Annotated in this window: 2 protein-coding genes; both read right to left on the minus strand. The window is 75.3% G+C overall.

Translation table 11 applies throughout. The annotated features are described in order from the left end of the window. Window positions 1-28 precede the first annotated feature (28 nt). Window positions 29-232 (minus strand): MbtH family protein, encoded by a 204-nt coding sequence (locus OG440_RS07265; protein ID WP_406006000.1) that lies wholly within the window; start codon window positions 230-232, stop codon window positions 29-31. Then, window positions 229-22,464: a non-ribosomal peptide synthase/polyketide synthase gene (locus OG440_RS07270; RefSeq protein ID WP_406006001.1), complete on the minus strand. Its 22,236-nt coding sequence runs from the start codon at window positions 22,462-22,464 to the stop codon at window positions 229-231. The genes OG440_RS07265 and OG440_RS07270 overlap by 4 nt, the downstream gene beginning before the upstream one ends. Window positions 22,465-22,573: the final 109 nt, after the last annotated feature.

Raw genomic sequence — 22,573 nt, forward strand, 5'->3', positions numbered from 1 at the left:
CCGCCCCCTCCGTCATGCCGTCCCGGGTTCAGGACCCGTCGACGAGGCTCCTGGGCCGCAGGTCGGTCCAGTTGGCCTCGATGTGGTCCAGGCACTCCTGGCGGGCGGCCGGGCCGTGCGCGACGGTCCAGCCGGCCGGGACGTCCACGAAGTCGGGCCACAGGCTGTACTGGCCCTCGTCGTTGACGAGGACGGAGTAGACGCCGTCGGGGTTCTCGAACGGGTTGCTCATGTCGGGGTCCCTGTCTCTCTGGTCTGATCCGTGGTCGTGATCGTCGTCGCCGTCGCCGCGGCTGTGGCTGTGGCTGTGCCGCCATGGCGGTGCGGTCGTGGCCAGGGGCGGGTCGCGGTCGCCCGCCGTACCAGTGCCTCCAGTGCCCGGAACCAGGTCCGTGCCAGGTCCCGTACGGCGTCCTCGGTGAGGAGTCCGGCCGCGTACGCCCAGTGGGCGCTCAGTTCCGGCCCCCCGGGGCGGTCCTCGGTGAGGGCGTTGAGGGTGAGGGCGTGGGACATCGGCATACCCGGGTCGGCGTCGAGGTCGGCGGCGTCCTCCTCGGGGGCGTAGGACCAGTCGGCGGCCTCCGGGCGCTCGAAGCGGCCCATGTAGTTGAACTCGATCTGCGGCTCGCCGAGCCGGGCCAGTCCGGGGCCGGTCCGGGGGTTGAGGTGGCGCAGCAGGCCGTGGCCGATGCCGGACGCGGGCAGGGCAGCGAGGTGGGCGCGGATCCGGGCCAGGGCCTCGTCCAGCGCGGGGCCGCCCGCGAAGGCGTCCGCCGGGTCGGCGTCGCCCGGGTCGAGCCGTACCGGGACGACGCTGGTGAACCAGCCGACCGTACGGGACAGGTCGGCGTCGCCCGCGAGTTCCTCCTCGCGGCCGTGGCCCTCCAGGTCGACGAGGACGGGACCGCCCGGACCGCTCGCGCCCGGGGTCCGGGCCCGCCAGTCGCCCACGGCGAGGGCGAACGCGGTGAGCAGGACGTCGTTGACGGTGGCGCCGAAGACGGCCGGGACCCGGCTCAGCAGGGGGCCGGTCAGGTCGGCGGGCAGCGTCAGGGAGAGGTGGCCGGTGGTGGCGACCGTGTCCCGGTCGGGGTCCAGGGGCCGCGTCAGGGGGAGGCCGGCGCCCTCGGCGAGTGCGGCCGTCCACCAGGGCAGCTCGTCCTCGGCCGCCGGATCGCCCGCCCGGGTCCCGAGCAGCCGTGACCAGCGGGCGAACGACAGCTCCACGGGCGGCAGTTCAGGGGTTCGTCCGGTGCTGACGGCGGCCCAGGCGGTGGCGAGGTCGGGCAGCAGGACACGCCAGGAGACGCCGTCGACCACCAGGTGGTGGACGAGGATCAGCAGCCGGCCGGGCTGCCCGGGTCCCGCGTCGAACCAGACCGCGCGCACCATCGCCCCGCCGTCCGGGTCGAGGCCGGCCCGTGCCGTCCCGGCGTGGGCGGAGACGGCGGCGCGCAGTCCGGCCTCGTCCGCGCCGCGCACGTCGGCCCGGGTGAGCCAGGTGGCGACGTCGGTGTCCTCGGCCGGCGGAACCCACAGGGCCCACTCCGGGTCGCGCACGAGCCGGGCGCGGAGCATGTCGTGCCGGGCGGCGAGCGCCCCGAGCACGGCCAGCAGTCCGGGTCCGGTCAGGTCGGCGGGGGTGCGGAGCAGGGCCGCCTGGTGGTAGGCGGCGAGCGGACCGCCGCGTTCGAGCAGGGCGCGCATGATCGGGGTGAGGGGGACGGTGCCCGTGCCGTCGTCGTGGGCGGCGAGCCGTTCGCCGGCGCCGAGCGGGACCGCGACGGCGGCCAGCGCGGCGACGGTGCGGTGCCGGAAGACCTGGCGGGGGGTGACCCGCAGGCCACGGGCCCTGGCCCGCGCGACGAGTTGCATGGCGATGATGCTGTCGCCGCCGAAGGAGAAGAAGTCGTCGTCCGTGCCGACCGCCTCGGCGGGCAGCCCGAGGGCGTCCGCGAACAGGTCGCGCAGGGTGCGCTCGGCGTCGGTCCCCGGGGCCCGGCCGCCGCCCGCGGCGGTGAAGTCCGGGGCGGGCAGGGCGGCCCGGTCGAGCTTGCCGTTGGACAGCAGCGGCAGCCGGTCCAGGACCACCACGGCGGCCGGAACCATGTAGTCGGGCAGCGCGGCGGCGGCGTGGGCGCGCAGGCCGGCCGGGTCCCGTGTACCGTCCGGGACGACGGCGTACGCGATGAGCTGCCGTACGCCGGGCCGGTGTTCGCGGGCCACGACGACGGACTGCGCGACGCCCGGGTGGGTGTCCAGCGCGGCCTCGATCTCGGCGAGTTCGACCCGGTAGCCGCGGATCTTGACCTGGTCGTCGGTGCGGCCGGCGAACTCCAGCAAACCGTCCTCGGTCCAGCGGGCCAGGTCGCCGGTGCGGTACATGCGCGCGCCGGGCGCCCCGAAGGGGTCGGCCACGAAGCGTTCGGCGGTCAGGTCCGGTCGGCCGAGGTAGCCGCGGGCCAGGCCCGGTCCCGACAGGTACAGCTCGCCGGTGACGCCGGGCGGCACCGGGCGCAGCGCGGTGTCCAGCACATAGGCGCGGGAGTGGTGGACGGGGCGTCCGACGACCGGGCTCGCGCTGTCGCGGACCCGGCCGACGAGGGCGTCGACGGTGGCCTCGGTGGGGCCGTACAGGTTGAACGCCTCGGTGTCCGGCAGCGCGGCCAGCCGTGCCCACAGCGCCGGGGGTACGGCCTCGCCGCCGAAGCCGACCACGGAGAGCGGGCAGTCGCCCTCGGGGGTGATCAGCCCGCTGTCCGCCATCTGGGCGAGCAGTGACGGGGTGACCTCGATGAAGTCGATGCCGTGGTCGCGGACGAAGGCGGTGAGGAGTTCGGGGTCGCGGCGGGTGTCGTCGTCCGCGATGTGCAGGGCGTGCCCGTCCAGCAGCCACAGCTGCGGCTGCCAGGAGGCGTCGAAGGCGAAGGACCAGGCGTGCCCCACGCGCAGGTGCCGGCGTCCGGTGCGGCGCCGGGCCACTTCGTGCAGGTCGTGACGGTGGCTGTGGAAGAGGTGGGCGATCCCGCGCTGGGTGACGACGACCCCCTTGGGACGGCCCGTCGAACCGGAGGTGTAGATGACGTAGGCCGGGTGGTCGGGGGCGGGGGCGGCCGGGTCCGCCTCCGGCAGGGCGTCGGCCGGTACGGCGGCCGAGGAGCCGGACGCGGCGTCGGCTGCGGGATCGGACGGGGCGTCGGCCGAGGAGTCGGTCGCGGGATCGGACGGGGCGTCGCCCGAGGAGTCGGTCGCGGGGTCGAGGAGCAGCAGCGGGACGTCGGTGGCGGGCAGCGTGCGGGCGGTCTCCTCGGCGGCCAGGACCAGGACCGGGCGGGCGTCGTCGAGCATGCCGGTGAGCCGGGACCCGGGCAGGCCGGGGTCGAGGGGCAGATAGGCGGCGCCCGCCTTCATCACGGCGAGGATCGCGGCGATGTGCTCGGCGGTGCGGGGCAGGGCGAGCGCCACGATCCGCTCGGGGCCGACGCCGTGACCGGCGAGGATCCGGGCCAACCGGTCGGTGCGGGCGTCGAGTTCGGCGAATGTCCAGGTCACCGAGCCGTCGGCGACGGCGACCTCGTCCGGGGAGGCGGCGACCTGGGCGGCGAACAGCTCGGGCACGGTGCCCGGCCGCTCGTCCGCCGGCGCGGGCAGCGCGGTGTCGTTCCAGGTCCGCAGGACGGTGTGCCGGTCGGCGGGGCCGAGCAGGTCGAGCCGCCCGACCGGGCGGTCGGGGTCGGCCGCCATGCCGGTGAGCAGGGTGGTCAGGGCGTCCGTGATCCGCCGTACGGTGGCCGGGGTGAACAGCTCGGGGCGGAACTCGGCGGTCAGCCGCAGCCGTTCGGCGGGCTCGACGGCCCACGCGAACGGATAGTGGGTGGAATCCTCGTGATCGCGGACCGTGACGCGCGGTCCGGTGCCTTCCTCGTCCGTCTCGGTCACCGGGTACGACTCGAACACCACCAGGGTGTCGAAGAGTTCGCCGAGTCCGGCGGCCCGCTGGATGTCGGCGAGACCGAGGTGCTGATGGGCGATGAGCCGGGACTGCTCGTCCTGGAGCCGGGCGAGCAGCTCGCCCGTACTCTCCCTCGGACGGACCCGTACCCGGACCGGCACGGTGTTGATGAACAGGCCGATCATCGACTCGGCCCCGGGCAGCTCGGGCGAGCGGCCGGCGACGGTCGCGCCGAACACCACGTCCTCGCGTCCGGTGAGCCGGCCGAGCAGGACACCCCAGGCGGCCTGGACGAGGGTGTTGAGGGTGACGCCCCGGCTCCGGGCGAACGCCTCCAGCTCCGCCGTGCGGGCGGCGTCCAGGTGGACGGTGTGGGTGCGCGGCACGGCGGCGGTCCGGTCGGCGTCGGCGGGCGCGAGCCGGGTGGGTTCGGCCAGGCCCCCGAGGGCCTCGGCCCACGCCGCGGCCGAGGCGGCCGGGTCCTGGGCGGCCAGCAGCCGCAGATGCTCGCGGTACGGGGCGGGCTCGGCCGGCGGGCGGCCCTCGTAGCGCGCCCACAGCTCGGCGGTGAGCAGCGGCAGCGACCAGCCGTCCAGCAGGAGGTGCTGGTGCGAGAGCACGAGCCGGTGCCGGTCCGGTCCGAGCCGGGCCAGCAACAGCCTTAGCAGCGGCGGGCGTTCGGGGTCGAAGCGGCGGCGCTCCTGACCGAGCAGCCGGGTCCACCGCGGTGGATCGTCGCTCACGTCGAGCTGCCGCCAGGGCAGTACGGCGGTGCGCGGCACGACGGCGACGGGCCGCCCGGAGGACAGGTGCCGGAAACCGCTGCGCAGGTTCTCGTGCGCGTCGAGCACCGCCTGTCCGGCGGCGCGCAGCCGGTCGGCGTCCAGCGGTCCTTCCAGCTCGTAGGAGACCTGGACGGTGTACACGTCGGGCCCCTCCTCGCCGGAGTCGAGGGCGGCGTGGAAGAGCAGGCCGGCCTGGAGCGGGGAGACGGGCAGGACCTCCGTCCCGGCGGGCAGGACGGCGAGTTCGGCGCGCTCCTCGTCGGTGAGGTCGAGCAGGGGGGCGTCGTCGTGGCCCCCGCCGGCGGTGGCGGGGTCGGCGGTGGCGGCCACGGCGGCCAGTCCCGCGACGGACTTGTGCCGGAACACGTCACGCGGGCTGAGGGCGAGCCCGGCGGCGCGGGCGCGGGCGACCAGCTGCATGGCGACGATGCTGTCGCCGCCGAGGGAGAAGAAGTCGTCCTCGACGCCCACCCGTTCGAGGCCGAGGACGTCCGCGACGAGCGCGCCGAGGGTCTCCTCCAGCGGCGTGCGCGGCCGGGTGCCGGTCACCTCGGCGGCGAAGTCGGGGGCGGGCAGCGCGCGGCGGTCCAGTTTGCCGTTGGGGGTGAGCGGAAGGGCATCGAGGGTGACGACGGCGGCCGGGACCATGTGGTCGGGCAGCACGGCGGCGGCGTGGGCGCGCAGTGCCGTCGCGTTCACCGGGGAGCCGTCCCCGGCCGGGATGACGTACGCGACCAGGTGCGCGTCGCGCCGGACGACGGTGGCGTGGTCGACGGCCGGGTGCTCCGCGAGGACGGTCTCGATCTCGCCGAGCTCGATCCGGAAGCCGCGCAGCTTGATCTGGTCGTCGGTGCGCCCGAGGTACTCCAGGGCGCCGTCGCGGGTCCAGCGGGCCAGGTCCCCGGTGCGGTACATCCGGGTGCCGGGCCGGTCGGCGTACGGGTCGGCGACGAACCGCTCGGCGGTCAGGCCGGGTCGGCCGAGGTAGCCGCGGGCCAACTGGACGCCCGCCAGGTACAGTTCGCCGGCCACGCCGGGCGGGACCGGGCGCAGCGCGGCGTCCAGGACGTAGGCACGGGTGTTCCACACCGGGCGGCCGATCGGCACGGTGGCCGGGTCGGCGGACACCTCGTGGGCGGTGACGTCGACGGACGCCTCCGTCGGGCCGTACAGGTTGTGCAGCCGGCTGCCCGGCAGCAGCCGGTGGAAGCGGGCGGCCAGGGCGACGGGCAGCGCCTCACCGCTGCACATCACCTGGCGCAGTCCGGTGCACCCGGCGGCGGTCGGCTCGTCGAGGAAGGCACGCAGCATCGACGGCACGAAGTGGGCCGTGGTGATGTGCCGGCGCTGTATCAGGTCGGCGAGGTAGGCCGGGTCCTGGTGGCCCTCGGGGCGGGCGAGCACCAGGGTGGCGCCGGCGACGAGCGGCCAGAAGAACTCCCACACCGAGACGTCGAACCCGGCCGGGGTCTTCTGCAGGACCCGGTCGCCGCCGTCGAGGCGGTAGGTGTCCTGCATCCACAGGAGCCGGTTGGCGATGCCCTCGTGGGGCACCGTCACACCCTTGGGGCGGCCGGTGGAGCCGGAGGTGTAGATGACGTAGGCGGGGTGACGGGGGTCGTACCCGGTGGGCAGGGGGGCGTGTGCCGGGCGGTCGGGAGCGCCGTCGGCGTCCACCGTGAGGGCGGGCACACCGCTGTCGGGGAGGGTGACCCCGTCGGCGGTGACCAGGCAGACCGGGCGGGCGTCGGTGAGCGTGTACGCGAGCCGTTCGGCCGGGTGGCCGGTGTCGAGGGGCAGGTAGGCGGCGCCCGCGCGGTGGACCGCGAGCAGGGCGGTCACGAGGGCGAGGGAGCGCGGCAGGGCGACGGCCACGGTGGCCTCGGCCCGTGCCCCGTGCGCGACGAGGGTGTGGGCGAGACGCTCGACCCGCAGGTCGAGTTCGGCGTAGGTGAGGGCGGTGTCCTCGAAGACGACGGCGGTCGCCTCCGGGGTGCGGGCGGCCTGGGCGCGGAACAGCTCCGGCAGGGTGAGGCCGGGGACGGGCCGCGCGGTGTCGTTCCATCCGGTGAGGACGAGGGCGCGTTCGTCGTCGCCCAGCACGTCGAGGGTGCCCACGCGGCGGCCGGGGTCGGCGGCGATCTGTTCCAGCAGCGAGGCGAGCCGCCGGGCGAGGAGTTCGGCGGTGGACTCGTCGAAGAGGTCGGCGCTGTACTCGATCCAGCCCCGGATGCCGGCGTCGTCGCCCTGTTCGACGAAGTCGAAGCCGAGGTCGAACTTGGCGCCCTGCCGGCCGAGCGGTTCGCGGCGGGCGGTCAGGCCCGGCAGCGCGGGAGTCGCGCCGGCGTTCTCGAGGTGTACGACCATCACCTGGAACAGCGGGTGCCGGGCCAGGGAGCGGGTCGGGTTGAGGGCCTCCACCAGGCGTTCGAAGGGCAGGTCCTGGTGTTCGTAGGCGGCGAGGTCGGTCTCCCGGACGCGGGCGAGCAGGTCGGTGAAGGTGGGGTCGCCGGACAGGTCGGTGCGCAGCACGAGGGTGTTCACGAAGAAGCCGACCAGGCCTTCGAGGTGTTCGTCGGAGCGCCCCGAGATCGGCGCGCCCAGCGGGATGTCGTCCCCGGCGCCGAGCCGGTGCAGGAGCGCGGCGACGGCGGCCTGGACGACCATGAACATGCTGACCCCGTGGCGGCGGGCCAGCGCCCGCAGCGCCCGGGTGCGCGCGGCGTCGACCGTCAGCCCGACGGCGCCGCCGCGGTGACTGCCCTCCCGCGGCCGCGGCCGGTCGGCGGGCAGCGCGAGTTCGTCCGGCAGGCCGGCGAGCGTGCCGCGCCAGTAGGTGAGCTGGCGGGAGAGGCGGCTGTCCGGCGCGTCGGCGTCGCCGAGCGCCTCGCGGTGCCAGAGGGCGTAGTCGGCGTACTGCACCGGCAGCGGCGCCCAGCCGGGCCGGTGTCCTGCGCGGCGGGCCTCGTAGGCGGTGGCCAGGTCACGCCACAGGGGGCCGTCGGACCACTGGTCGCCGGCGATGTGGTGCAGCACCAGCAGCAGGACGTGTTCCTCCGGGCCCAGAGCGAACACATGGGCGCGCAGCGGGAGTTCGCGGTCGAGTGCGAAGCCCTGCGCCGTGGCCGCGGCGAGCCGGCCGGGCAGTTCGCTCTCGGTGACCCGGCTGTGGTGGACGGGGACCGTGACGCGGGACGGGTCGAGCACGACCTGGTGGGCCCTGCCGTCGTGCTCGGGAAAGACCGTGCGCAGGCTCTCGTGGCGCACCGCGACGTCGTTCAGCGCGGCGGCCAGCGCCTGCGGGTCGAGCGTGCCGGTCAGCCGCCAGGCCGCCGGGATGGTGTACGTGGCTCCCGGCCCGTCGATGCGGTGCAGCAGCCAGAGCCGTTGCTGGGCGAAGGACAGCGGGAGCCGTTCGGGCCGGGCGGCTGGGACGAGGGCGGGCAGTCCGCCGGCCCGGTCGTCGAGCCGTGCGGCGAGCAGCGCGGGGGTGGGCGCCTCGAAGACGCTGCGGACGGTGATGTCGGCGCCGAGGACCGTGCGGACCCGGCTGACCAGGCGCATGGCGAGCAGGGAGTGTCCGCCGAGGGCGAAGAAGTCGTCGTCGCCGCCGACCCGGTCGACGCCGAGGACGTCGGCGAAGAGTGCGCCGAGGATCTCCTCGCGCGGGCCGCGCGGCGGAGCGCCCGCCGCTCCCGCGGAGGTGAAGTCGGGTGCGAGCAGGGCCCGCCGGTCGAGCTTGCCGTTGGGGCTGAGGGGCAGCGTGTCGAGCGGGACGAAGGCCGCGGGCACCATGTGCGCGGGGAGTCCGGCGGCGGTGTGGGCGCGCAGCGCCGTCGCGTCCACCGGTCCGGCGTCCCGGTCCGGGATCACATAGGCCACGAGCCGCTGGTCACGGACCACGACGACGGCGTGCGCGAGGGCCGGGTGCCGGGTCAGGACGCCCTCGATCTCGCCGGGTTCGACGCGGAAGCCGCGCACCTTCACCTGGTCGTCGGTGCGGCCCAGGTACTCGACCGTCCCGTCGGCCGCCCACCGGGCCAGGTCGCCCGTACGGTACATGCGGGTGCCGGGCGCCCCGTACGGGTCGGCGACGAACCGCTCCGCCGTGAGCGCGGCCCGGTCGAGGTAGCCGCGGGCGAGCTGGACGCCCGCGAGGTACAGCTCGCCGGGGACGCCGGGCGGCACCGGGCGCAGTCCGGCGTCGAGCACGTACACCCGGGTGTTCCACACCGGGCGGCCGATCGGCACGCGCGGCGCGTCGGGTCCGATCTCGACGGCCGTCACGTCGACGGACGCCTCGGTCGGCCCGTAGAGGTTGTGCAGCTCCGCCGTCAGGACGTCGTGGAAGCGGTGGGCGAGGCCGACGGGCAGGGCCTCGCCGCTGCACATCACCCGGCGCAGGCCGGTGCACCGCGCGGCGGCGGGTTCCTCCAGGAACAGCTGGAGCATGGACGGCACGAAGTGGACGGTGGTGACGTCCTGTTCACGGATCAGCCGGGCCAGGTAGGCCGGGTCGCGGTGGCCCTCGGGCCGGGCGAGCACCAGGGCGGCGCCGGTGATCAGAGGCCAGAAGAACTCCCACACCGACACGTCGAAGCTGGACGGCGTCTTCTGCAGGACGCGGTCGGCCGCCGTCAGACCGTAGGTGTGCTGCATCCACAGGAGCCGGTTGACGATGCCCTCGTGCGGGACGACCACGCCCTTGGGCCGGCCGGTGGAGCCCGAGGTGTAGATGACGTAGGCGGGGTGCGCCGGACCGGGGGCGGCGGGCGGATCCACCTCGGGGCCGGTCGGCAGGCCGTCGCGGATCACGTACACCGGGCGGGCGTCCTCGACCATGAGCGCGAGGCGTTCCTCCGGGTAGTCCGGGTCGAGCGGCAGGTAGGCGGCGCCCGCGCGGTGGACGGCGAGCAGGGCGACGACCAGGTCGGGCGAGCGCGGGAGGGCGACGGCCACGGTCCGCTCGGGGCCCGCGCCCAGCCCGGCCAGCACGCGTGCGGTCCGCTCCACCCTGGCGTCCAGCTCCGCGTAGGTCAGCCGCCGCCCCTCGAAGACGAGGGCCGTGGCGTTCGGGGTGCGCGCCGCCTGGGCGGCGAAGAGGGCGGGCAGGGTGGTGGACGGGACGGGGTGCGTGGTGGCGTTCCACTCCCCCAGCACCAGGGCGCGTTCGGGTTCCTCCAGGAGCGGGAGATCGCGTACGGCTCGGTCCGGCGCGGCCGCGACGTCTTCCAGCAGCCGCACCAGACGGCCGGCGAGCCGGTCGGCCGTCTCGTGGTCGAAGAGGTCGGCCGCGTACTCCAGGAGCAGGACGACGCGGTCGTGGCCGGTCTCGTCGACGAAGGTGAAGTGGAGGTCGAACTTGGCCATGCCGGTGTCCATGGCGAACCACTCGGTCCGCAGGCCGAGCACGTCCGGGTCGCCGTCGGGGCGGTGGTGGTAGCCCAGCATCACCTGGAAGAGCGGGTTGCGGCCGGCCGTCCGGGGCGGGTTGACGGCCTCCACGACCCGGTCGAAGGGCAGGTCCTGGTACTCGAACGCCTTCAGGGACGACTCCCGGACCCGGCCCAGCAGCTGCCGGAACGTCACATCGTCGCCCGCCAGGTCGGTGCGCAGGACCAGGGTGTTCACGAAGAAGCCGACCAGCTCGCCGAGCGCCTCGTCGGTACGGCCCGCGATGGGCGCGCCGAGCGGGATGTCGTCGCCCGCCCCGAGGCGGTGCAGCAGCGCCGCGGTGGCGGCCTGGAACAGCATGAACATGCTGGTCCTGGTGGCTCCCGCCAGGTCGCGCAGGGCGTGGCCGGTGGCGGAGGGCAGCTCCAGGCGGACCGTGCCGCCGCGGCCGGACGGCTCGGCCGGACGCGGCCGGTCGGCCGGCAGGGCGAGTTCCTCGGGCAGGCCGCGCAGGGCGTCCGTCCAGTGGGCGAGCTGGCTCTCACCGGTCCGGGCGAGCAGGTCGTCCTGCCAGAGGGTGTAGTCGGCGTACTGCACCGGCAGCGGCGCCCACCCGGGCGGCCGCCCCTCGCGGCGGGCCGCGTAGGCGGCGGTGAGGTCGGCGAGGAAGGGGCGGTCGGACCACTCGTCGGTCGTGATGTGGTGCAGGACGACGGCTACCACGTGGTCGTCCGGCTCCAGCCGGAACACCTCGCAGCGCAGCGGGAGTTCGGTGGTGAGGTCGAACGGACGGCGCTGGGCGGCCTCGATCAGGGCGGGCAGCGCGTCCTCGGCGCAGTCGCTCACCGTGCAGGCGGGCACCGCCTCGGTGGCCGGGACGATCCGCTGGTAGGGCTCGCCCTCGTGCAGCGGGAAGACCGTCCGCAGCGCCTCGTGGCGCCCGGCGACGTCCCGCAGGGCGGCGGCCAGGGCCTCGGTGTCGAGGCCGCCGCGCAGGCGGAAGACCAGCGGGAAGTTGTAGGCGACGCCGGTGCCGGTGATCTGTTCCACCAGCAGGAGCCGCCGCTGGGCGGCCGACAGCGGGACACGGGCGGGCCGGTCGGCGACGGGCGTGACCGCCGGACGGGCCGGCTTCGCCCCGTCCGCGCGGGCCGCGAGCAGCGCCGGGGTGGGCGCCTCGAAGAGGTCACGGATGGCGAGTTCGGCGCCCAGTTCGGTGCGGGCGCGGCTGACCAGCCGGGTGGCGAGCAGCGAGTGTCCGCCGAGGTCGAAGAAATTGTCCTCGGCGCCGACCTCGGGCAGCCCCAGCACCTCCGCGAACAGCCGGCACAGCACCTCCTCCCGGGGGGTGCGCGGGCCGCGTCCGCCGCCGAGGGCGACGGCGGGCTCGGCGTCGGGCAGGGCGCGCACATCGAGCTTGCCGTTGGCGTTCATCGGCAGGCCGTCGACGGTGACGAAGGCGGCCGGGACCATGTAGTCGGGCAGTTCGCGGCCCAGGTCCTCCCGCAGGCGGCGCACCAGGGCGCTCGCCTCACGGGCGGCCGTGGGGTCGTTGGCGTAGGGGTGGGTGCCGCCGCCGGCACGGAACAGCCCGCCGGTGAGACGCGGGGCGGCGGCGAGCGAGGAGGTGGGCGAGGCGTCGGAGGCCAGGAACACCGCGTCGAACGTGCCGGGCAGCGTCGACCAGGTGGTCAGGACCCGGTAACCGGCGGCCGCGCCGAGCCGGTGCAGCTGCTCGGGGTCGACGCCCGCCTCGGAGGTACGGCCGTCGGGCACGCCGGTCAGTCGAAGGCCCGCGGGCCGTTCGTCGCGCGGGTGCCGGCCGGCGCCGCCGGTCACGGACCGGTTGCCGTCGAGCAGGGCGCCGATGCTCTCGGGGCCGGACCGGTCCCCGCGCACGAGTTCGCCGACGGTGTCGGCCGTGGCCCAGTCGACGACCGGCACAGCGTCCAGCCGCACGTCCGGCTCGCCGGCGTACAGGACGACGTCGTAGCGGTGCCGGGTCAGCTCGTTGTGGTGGTGGCCGCGCTTGGTGCGCAGGTCGACCCCGTATCCGAGGGTGGTGAAGAAGTCGGGGTCGACGAGGAGTTCCTTCTCCAGCCGCAGGCCGCGCTCCACCGCCGCCGCCAGGTCGGCCTCGGCGGTGCCGCGGGCGCGCTGGATCTCCGTGTGGAAGGTGCGGGCCAGGCGCAGGTTGCGGACGTCGCCGACGAACAGGGCGCCGCCGGGCGCGAGCAGGTCCATGGCGCCGCGCAGGACGGCGGTGAGGTGGTCGATGCTCGGGAAGTACTGGACGACGGAGTTGATGACGATCGTGTCGAAGTAGCCGGTCGGCAGGCCGCTCAGGTCCTCGGCCGGCCGACAGCGCAGTTCGACCTTGGCGGCCAGGGCGGGGTCGCGCCGCACCTCCTCACCGATCTTGCGGATGACGGGGGCGGCGAAGTCGGTGGCCCAGTAGGCCTCGGCGTCCGGGGCGAGCCGGGACAGCAGCAGGCCGGAACCGACGCCGATCTCCAGGATCCGGCGGGGGCGCAGGGAGTCGATGCGGGCGAGGGTGGCCTCGCGCCACTCGTGCATCTCCTCGAACGGGATGGGCCGGCCGTCGTAGGAGCTGTCCCAGCCGTCGTACCGCTCGGTGAAGACGGCGGTCCCGATCTCCTCGTACTCGTCGGAGTAGATCTCCTGCCACTCGCCGACCTGGGCGGCCTCGGCAGCGGAGCGCTCCGCGGAGTCGGCGCCGGAGGGCACGACATAGCCGACGAGGCGTTCGTCGCGGACCACGACGGCGGCCTGGGCGACCAGCGGATGGCGGCTGAGGGCGGTCTCGATCTCGCCGGGTTCGATGCGGTAGCCGCGGATCTTGACCTGGTCGTCGGTGCGGCCGAGGAAGTCGAGGTTGCCGTCGGGGCCCCGGCGCACCAGGTCGCCGGTGCGGTACATGCGCGTCCCGGGCTCACCGAACGGGTCGGCGACGAAGCGTTCGGCGGTCAGCGCGGGCCGGTCCAGATAGCCCCGGGCCAGGCCGATCCCGGCGATGTACAGCTCGCCGGGGACGCCGTCGGGCACCGGGCGCAGCCAGGCGTCGAGGAGGTGGGCGCGGGTGCCGCGGATCGGGCGGCCGACGGTGGGCGTGGCGCTGTCGAGGGTGCCGCCGCCGAGGGTGTTGATGGTGTACTCGGTCGGCCCGTACAGGTTGTAGCCGTACGTCCCCTCGGTGTCGCGCAGGGCCGTCCACACCGTCTCGGGGACGGCCTCGCCGCCCAGCAGCACGAGCGGCGGGACATGGCCCGTCAGCAGTCCCTGTTCGATCAGCAGCCGGGCGTAAGTGGGGGTGACGTTGACGACGTCGACGCGGTGCCGCTCGCAGTAGGCGACGAGCGCCTCGGCGTCACGGCGCAACTCCTCGTCGCACACGTGCACTTCGTGGCCCTCGACCAGCCAGAGCAGTTCCTCCCACGACATGTCGAAGGCGAAGGACACGGTGTGCGCGATGCGCAGCCGCCGCCCGCCGGCCGAGGCGATGGCCGGGGCGAAGATCTCCTTCTGGTGGTTGAGCTGCATGTTCGTCAGACCCCGGTAGGGGGTGACGACGCCCTTGGGGCGGCCGGTGGAGCCGGAGGTGTAGATGACGTACGCCGGGTGTTCGAGGCTGAAGCGGAACCGGACGGCAGCGTCCGACCGCTGCGCCAACTCCCGCTCGGTGCCTGGGTCGTCGAGCAAAACCCGGGTCATGTCGCCGTCCAGCGTGGCGGAGACGGCCGCGGTGGTGAGCAGCAGCAGCGGGCGGGCGTCGGCCAGCATCAGGGACAGCCGGTCGGCCGGATGGTCCAGCTCCAGCGGCAGGTAGGCGGCGCCGGTGCGCAGCACCGCGAAGAGCGCGACCACCATGTCGAGCGAGCGCGGCAGACCGAGGGCGACCACCCGCTCGGGGCCCGCGCCCCGGTCGATGAGCAGCCCGGCCATGCGGTTGACGGCCGCGTCGAGTTCGGCGTACGTCAGGGTGCGCTCGCCGAAGACGAGGGCTCGCTCGTGCGGGGTGCGTGCGGCCTGCGCGGCCAGCAGGTCGGCGACGGTGTCCTCGGGGTCGGGCACCCGGCTCGCCGCCGACCGGGCGCGCAGCGCCGCGCGTTCGGCGGGCAGCAGCGGGTCGAGGGAACCGACGGGGACCGTGAGGTCGGCGCTCAGGCGGTCGAGCAGCAGCGCGAACCGGTCGAGCAGGGAGCGCGCCCGGTCGGCGGGGACGAGGTCGGGGCGGTGGGTGAGGGTGACGGCGATCCGGCGGCCCGGGGTGACGACGAGGTTGGCCGGATAGTGGGTGGCGTCGACGTTGGCGACGGCCGTGGCGCCGTGCCGGGTGCGCAGGTCCGCCAGCCGTTCCTCGGTGTCGTTGTTGCGCAGCACGAACAGCGTGTCGAAGAGCTTGCGGTGTCCGGTCTCGGCCTGGAGCACCCCGAGCCCGAGGTGCTCGTACGGCATGAGGTCGAGGCGTTCGCCCTGGATGCGGCGGAGCAGGGCGAGGACCGGCTCGGCGGGGTCGAGGACGATGCGGGTGGGAACCGTGTTGAGGAAGAGGCCGATGATGTCGCCGACGTCCGGGACCTCGCTGGGCCGGCCGGCCACGGTGGTGCCGAACACCACGTCGGGGCGCCCGGTGGCGGAGGCGAGGGTGAGCCCCCAGGCCGCGTTGAGGAGCGTGTTCAGGGTCAGCCCGTGGTCGCGGCCCGCCTCCCGCAGCCGGTCGCCGAGCTCGGCGGGCAGGCGCAGGTCGAGCTGGTCGGGGATGACCGGTTCGAGGCCGTCGGCCGCGGCCGGGGCCAGCAGCGTGGGCTCGTCGAGACCGGCCAGGGCGGTGCGCCAGGCGGCCGTGGCGGCCGTGTCGTCCTGCCGCTCCAGCCAGCTCAGGTAGTCGCGGTAGCTGCCGGGGGCCGGCAGAGCGCCGGCGTCGCCGCCCGACGCGTAGAGGGCGAACAGTTCGTCGAGGAACAGCCAGGCCGACCAGCCGTCCCAGAGGATCAGATGACGCCCGATGACGAGCCGGTCGCCGCGCCGCGCGCCCAGGCGCAGCAGGAGCAGCCGGAACAGCGGGGGCGCCGAGAGGTCGAACCGCCGGTCGCGCTCGGCGTCGGTCAACTCAGCGAGCCTCGCGTCCTGTTCGGCCGCGGGGAGGTGGGAGAGGTCGACCTCCTCCAGCGGGATTCCCGGGTCCTCGACGATGAACTGCACCGGCCGGTCGAGGCCCTCGCTGGTGAAGCCGGCCCGCAGCCCCGGGTTACGGGCGAGGAGGGTGCGTACGGCGGCGCGCAGCCGTACGGTGTCGAGCCGGCCGGCGAAGTCGAAGGTCTCGTGGACGGTGTAGACGTCGAGCGCGCCCTCGTCGTACGCCGAGTGGAAGAACAGGCCCTCCTGGAGGGGGGCCAGCGGCCAGACGTCGGCGACCGCCGCCGGGGCGGCCAGGGCGCGGACGCGGGCGTGTTCGGCGTCGGTGAGGGTGAAGGGGGCCGCGGGGGCCCGGCCGGCTTCGGGGGCCGCCGTCGCGACCGCGGCCGCCGCCAGGGCCGCCGGGGTGCGGTGGGTGAACACGTCGCGCGGGCTGAGGCCGAGACCGGCGGCCCGGGCCCGGCCGGCGACGCCGATGGAACTGATGCTGTCGCCGCCGAGCTGGAAGAAGTCGTCGTCGGGGCCGGCGTCGGCGATGCCGAGGACGGCCGCGAAGATCTCGGTGAGTCGGCGTTCCAGCGGTGTGGCGGGCTCCCGGCGGGCGGCACGCCCGGCCTCGGGGGCGGGCAGCGCGGCCTGGTCGAGCTTGCCGCTGGGGGTGAGCGGGAGGTCGGCCAGGAGGACGTAGGCCTCCGGGACCAGGGGTGCGGGCAGCGCGTCCGCGAGGGCGGCGCGCAGCTCGGCGACGTCGACGGTGGCGCCGGCCACCGGGACCGCGTAGGCGACCAGACGCCGGTCGCGGACGACGACCGCGCCCCGGGCCACGGCCGGGTGGCGGGTCAGCGCCGCCTCTATCTCGCCGGGTTCGATCCGGTTGCCGCGCAGCTTGACCTGCCGGTCGGTGCGGCCGAGGTAGTCGAGGATCCCGTCGGGCCGGCGGCGCACCAGGTCACCGGTGCGGTACATCCGGGAGCCGGGCTCGCCTGCGTACGGGTCGGCGACGAACCGGTCGGCGGTGAGCGCGGGGCGCCGGTGGTAGCCGCGGGCCAGCTGGACGCCGGTCAGGTACAGCTCGCCGGGCACCCCGTCGGGGACCGGGCGCAGGCAGGCGTCGAGCACGCGCAGGCCGGTGTTCCACACGGGGCGGCCGAGGGGCACGGTGGTGTCGGACGCGCCGTCGTAGGCGTGGTACGTCACGTCGACGGCCGCCTCGGTGGGGCCGTACAGGTTGTGCAGCGGCACCCCGGTGAGGTCGTGCCAGCGGCGGGCCGCCGCTCCGGACAGCGCCTCGCCGCTGCTGAACACGCGGCGCAGGCTGCCCGCCCACGCGGGGTCGGCGGTGACCTCTTCGGACGCGAGGAACGCCGCCAGCATCGACGGCACGAAGTGCGTCGTCGTGACCCCCTCGGCGTGGATCAGGCGGGCCAGGTAGGCGGGGTCGCGGTGGCCGTCCGGCGCGGCGAGGACGACGGCGGCGCCCTCGCACAGCGCCCAGAAGAACTCCCAGACGCTCACGTCGAAGCCGGCGGGCGTCTTCTGGAGCACCCGGTCGTCGGGGCCGAGGCCGTACGCGCCCTGCATCCAGGCCAGCCGGTTGACGATGGCGCGGTGGGTGACGACGACGCCCTTGGGCCGGCCGGTGGAGCCCGAGGTGTAGATGAGGTAGGCGGGGTCGTCGGGGCGGGCCGGGTCCACGGGGTCGGCCGGCCGGACGCCGCCCGCGGCCGGGTCCGTGCCGGTCGTGGCGCTCACCTCGACGGCGCCGACGTCGATGACGTCGAGGCCCTCGGCCGCCGGCAGCCGCGCCGCGTCCCGTGCCGTGGTGACGACCATGGTCGCCCCCGAGTCGGCCAGCATGTACGCCAGCCGCTCGGCCGGGTGGTCGAGGTCCAGGGGCAGATAGGCGGCGCCCGACTTCAGGACGGCCAGCAGCGCCACCATCAGCTCGGCCGAGCGCGGTACCGCGACCGCGACGAACCGTTCGCGGCCCGCGCCCCGGGAGCGCAGCCGACCGGCCAACTCCTCGGCTCGTGCGTCCAGTTCGGCATAGCTGAGGGTGACCGTGCCGTCGAAGACGACGGCGGTGGCGTCCGGGGTGCGCGCCGCCCGCGCGGCGAACGCGGCGGCGAGTGTGGTGTCCGGGACCGGCCGGGACTCCCCCCTCGGGTGGGCGCCGGCCAGCTCGCGCGCGGTGAGCAGTCCGAGGTCGGCGACCCGGACGGCGAGGTCGTCGGCCAGGGCGTTCAGGACGAGGGTGAGCCGGTCGGCGAGGGACCGCGCGGCGTCGGCGTCCAGGCGGCCGGCGTGATGCTTCAACCGCAGGTCGAGACGGCGGCCGGGCTTGACGACGAGGGCCAGGGGGTAGTGCACGGCGTCGTGGAAGGCGTGCCCGGTGACGGCGATCGCGCCGGTGGGATCGGTGATGCCCGGGGCCCCCTCGCCGCCGGGATAGTTCTCGAACACCACGAGTGTGTCGAAGAGTTCGCCGCCCCCGGTGTGCCCGGCGGCCCGCTGGATGTCCGCGAGGCCGAGGTGCTGGTGGTCGAGCAGCGCGCTCTGCTCCTCCTGGAGCCGGTCGAGGAGAGCGCCCAGGGTGTCGTCCCGCGTCCAGCGCAGCCGGGTGGGCAGCGTGTTGATGAACAGACCGATCATCGACTCGATGCCGTCGACGGCGGCGTCCCGTCCGGCCACGGTGGTGCCGAACAGCACGTCCTGACGGCCCGTCATGCGGCTGAGGAGCAGTCCCCACGCGCCCTGCACGAGGGTGCCGAGGGTGACGCCGCGCTCCCGGGCGCGGGCGGCGAGCCGGGCGGTGACGCGCTCGGACAGCTCCACGCGGATCTGCGCGGGCTCGACCGGTCCGGCGGGGGCGGGCGCCTCGACCAGCCGGGTGGGCTCCTCGACCCCGGCGAGCGCGGCGCCCCAGGCCGCTCGGGCGGCTTCGCGGTCGGCGCCGGCGATCCGGCGGAGATAGCCGCGATACGGGGCGACTTCGGGCAGCGGCGCCGGATCGTCGCCGTACAGGGCGAGCAGTTCGCGGTGCAGGATCGGCAGCGACCAGCCGTCCGCCACGATGTGATGGAACGTCAGGACCAGTCGGCTGTGCTCCTCGCCGAGGCGGATCAGCGCGCAGCGGAGCAGGGGCGGCCGGGCGAGGTCGAAGCGGTGGGCGCGTTCGTCGGCGGCGACCGCCTCGGCGAGGGCGCGCCGGACCGCGAGGTCGTCCTGTGCGGCCAGGTCGACCTCGCGCCAGGGCAGGGCGAGTCCGGACGCGATGATCTGGACGGGGCGGCCGTCGGGCGTCTGCCGGAAGCAGGCGCGCAGCGGGGCGTGCCGGTCGAGGAGCCGCTGCGCCGCCCGGCGCAGCGGGGCGGCGTCGACCGGTCCGGACAGCTCGACGACCTGCTGGACGACATAGGTGTCGTGTTCGGCCCCGTCCATCAGGGCGTGGAAGAAGAAGCCCTCCTGGAGCGGACCGAGGGGCAGCGTCTCCTCGACGGTGACGGCGGACTCGCCCTGGAGCGCGACGAGTTCGGCGTCGCTTGGCTGCCAGGAGGTGTCGTCCACCGGGTCGGCCGCCACCGGGGTGCGGGCAGCGCCGGCCAGTTCCGCGACCGTACGGTGGCGGAACACGTCGCGCGGGGTCAGCTCCAGGCCGGCCCGGCGGGCCAGGACCAGCAGCTGGACGGCGAGGATGCTGTCGCCGCCGAGTGCGAAGAAGTCGTCGTCGATGCCCACCGAGGGCACCTTCAACGCCCGTGCGTACAGCTCGCACAGCAGCCGCTCACGTTCCGTGCCGGGCGCCCGGCCGGTGCCGGTCCGGGTCGGGTCGGGCAGGGGCAGGGCGGCGGCGTCGAGCTTGCCGCTGGGGGTGACCGGCAGCCGGTCCAGCGGGACGAAGGCGGCCGGGACCATGTAGTCGGGCAGGTACGCGGCGGCATGCCGACGCAGGGCCGTCATCAGCGCGGTGACGTTGCGGAACGGTGCCGGCCGGTTGGTGAGCAGGCGGCCGCCGCCGGCGCGGTACCGGACGGCGAGGTCGTCGCCGGCGGGCGCGAACACGGCGTCCAGGCTGCCGTCCTCGGCGTCGCCGTTCCAGGTGAGCGCCGCCTCGTAGCCGTGCCGGGCGGCGGCCTCGTGCAGGGACTCGGGGTCCACTCCGTGGGTGGCGTCGGCCGGTCTGCTGCTGTCCCGCAGGGCGTCGAGGGCGGCCAGGTCGTCGGCGAGCCGGGCGTTGGGGATGCCGGTGACCCGCAGCCGGCCCGGGTGCCCGGCGAGCAGGGCGTCGAGGGCGGGTAGCGAACCGAGGGCGGACCAGGGCGACTCGGGCACCTCCTCCAACCGGTCGGCCCGCGGTCGCAGCACCACGTCGTAGCGGTAGCGGGTGAGTTCGTTGGGATGCGTGCCGCGCTTGATCCGGATGTCGGCGCCGAGGCCGTCGAGGGTGGTGAAGTAGTCGGGATCGACGAGGAGTTCGCCCTCCCAGGCCAGCGCCCGGTCGACGGCGGCGCGCAGGGCCTCCTTGTCGCCCGCCTCCTCCCCCTCGTCCCGCACCCGGCCGCTCTCGACGGCCGCGCTCAGGGTGCGCAGCAGCCGCAGGTTGCGGACGTCGCCGACGAAGAGGGCGCCGCCGGGCGCGAGCAGCGTGGCGGCGGCGCGCAGCACACCGGTGAGGTAGTCGCCGCCGGGGAAGTACTGGACGACGGAGTTGACGACGATCGTGTCGAAGTGGCCCTCGGGCAGTCCGGTGAGGTCGTGCGCGGGCCGGGCCAGCAGGGTGACCCGGTCGGCGAGGCCGGGGACGGCGGACACCTGGGCGTCCAGGGCCCGTACGGCCTCCTCGGACAGGTCGGTGCCCCAGTACGTCTCGCAGTCCGGGGCGAGCCGGGACAGCAGCAGGCCGGAGCCGACGCCGATCTCCAGGACGCGCCGGGGCCGCAGGGCGCGGATCCGGTCGAGGGTCGCCGCCCGCCACTCGCGCATGTCGGCGAGGGGGATGGGCAGCCCGTCGTACATGCTGTTCCAGCCGGCGAAGTTCTCCTCGAAGCCCTCCGAACCCGCCGCGGAGTACAGCAGTTCGTGCAGGTCCTTCCAGTCGGCGACGCCGGCCTCGGCGTCCGCGTGCGGTCCGGCGTCCAGCGAGGGCACGACATAGGCGGCGAGGCGCCGTTCGCCGGGGCGGTCCTCGCGGACGACGACCGCCGCCTGGTCGACGGCCGGGTGGGAGCGCAGGACGGACTCGATCTCGCCGGGCTCGACGCGGAAGCCGCGGATCTTGACCTGGCTGTCGACGCGGCCGTGGAACTCCAGTCGTCCGTCGGCCTTCCAGCGCACCAGGTCGCCGGTGCGGTAGAGCCGGTCGCCGGGTGCGGCGGCGAGTTCGTCGGGGGCGGCGACGAAGCGTTCGGCGGTCAGCGCGGGGCGGCCCAGATAGCCGCGGGCCAGTCCGGCCCCGGCGAGGTAGAGCTCTCCCGTGACACCGGCGGGCACCGGCCCCAGCCGGTCGTCGAGGACGTAGGCGCGGGTGCCGGGGTCGGGCACGCCGATCGGCACGATGGTGCCGGGCGGGGTGTCCGGATCGCACAGGCCCAGCGTGGAGTTGGTGGTGGCCTCGGTCGGGCCGTAGGCGTTGAACATCATCCGGCCGCGCGCGTAGCGGCCGACCAGTTCGGGCGAGACCCGCTCCGTGCCGGCCAGCAGGGTGGCCCGCGGCGGGAGTCGCACGTCGTCGGGCATCGCCGCGAGCAGGGCGGGCGGCAGGATCATGAAGGTGACGCCGTGCTCGTTCGCGTAGTCGGCGAGCGGCGCGCCGGGCACCCGGCGGTCGGCGGGCACGACGACCAGCCGGCCGCCGGACAGCAGTCCGAGGCACAGGTCCCAGAACGCCACGTCGAAGCCGGGCGAGGCGAACTGGAGGACCCGGCTGTGCGGGCCGATCCCGAAGCGCTCCCGCTGGGTGGCGACCAGCTTGGCCACGCCCGCGTGGGAGAGCACGGTGCCCTTGGGACGGCCGGTGGAACCCGAGGTGTAGATCACGTAGGCGGCGTGCGCTGCCGTCAGCCCGTCGGCGGCCGACGGGCCCTGCGTGGGGTGGGCGGCCAGTTCGGCGAGGGTGTCCGGGGCGTCGAGGACCAAGGGCTCGATGTCGGGCGGGAGGTCGGGCAGCATCTCGGCGGTGGTGACGAGGCAGACCGGCCGGGCGTCGGCGAGCATGTAGGCGATGCGGTCGGCCGGGTAGTCGGTGTCGACGGGCAGATAGGCCGCGCCCGCCTTCAGGACGGCGACCTCCGCGACGATCATGTCGGCCGAGCGGGGCACGGCGAGGGCGACCACGGTCTCCGGGCCGGCGCCCCGGGCCACCAGGGCGTGCGCCAACCGGGCGGCGCGGGCGTCGAGTTCGGCGTAGGTGAGGCGGACGTCCTCGTGGACGAGGGCCACCTCGTGCGGGCGGGCGGCGACCTGGTCGGCGAACATCCGCGGCCAGGTGAGCGCGGGCACGTCGTGCGCGGTGTCGTTCCAGTCGCGCAGGATCCGGTGCCGTTCCGCCCCGTCGAGGAGTTCCAGGTCGGCGACCGGGGTGGCCGGACGGGCGACGGCGTCGGCGAGGAGCGTGCGGTAGTGGCCGAGGATCCGGTCGACGGTGGCGGGTGCGAAGAGGTCGGTCCGGTATTCCGCCGACACCCGCGCGTCGGTCACGGTCAGGGCGAGGTCCAGCGGGCCGCCCTCGTCCCAGGGCGCGCCGCCGAAGCCCGTGGCGCACAACAGCCCGCCGCCGCGGAAGGGTTCGGGGGCGAGGAGATCCAGCAGCTCGGCGGTCGGCAGCCGGTGGGCCGCGGCCTCCTCGTGCGCGGCAGCGACCCGTGCGCACAGTTCGGCGAACGGGGTGTCGCCGTCCACCGCCACGCGCAGCGGCAGCCCTTCGTGCGCCACCGCCGTCCCGGTCGCCGCCGCGCCGCCGTAGCGGTGCAACAGGGCCACGAATGCCGCGAGTCGGGCCGTCTCCGGCGCCATCGCCGCCGGTGCGGCCGTGCGCAGGGCGCGTGGCGCCGTCCCCTCCTGGCGGGACGGGTGCGGAAAGTCCAGTGGCAGCGCGGGTTGCGGGGCCGGTTCGGCGAACCGCCCCCGCCAGTAGTCCGTCGCCGTCGCCTGTGCAGAAGAACGCCTGTTGCCCGACACAGCTGCCCGTGCCTCCCGGTGCGGTGTGGAACGACTCAGCGGAGCCGCGACCGGTCGAATAGTAAGGTAAGCATTGCCTAACTTGATAGACCCCCGAGCGAAGCCCGTA

Origin of the sequence: Streptomyces sp. NBC_00637, assembly GCF_045161545.1 — a bacterium.
Lineage (GTDB): Bacteria > Actinomycetota > Actinomycetes > Streptomycetales > Streptomycetaceae > Streptomyces.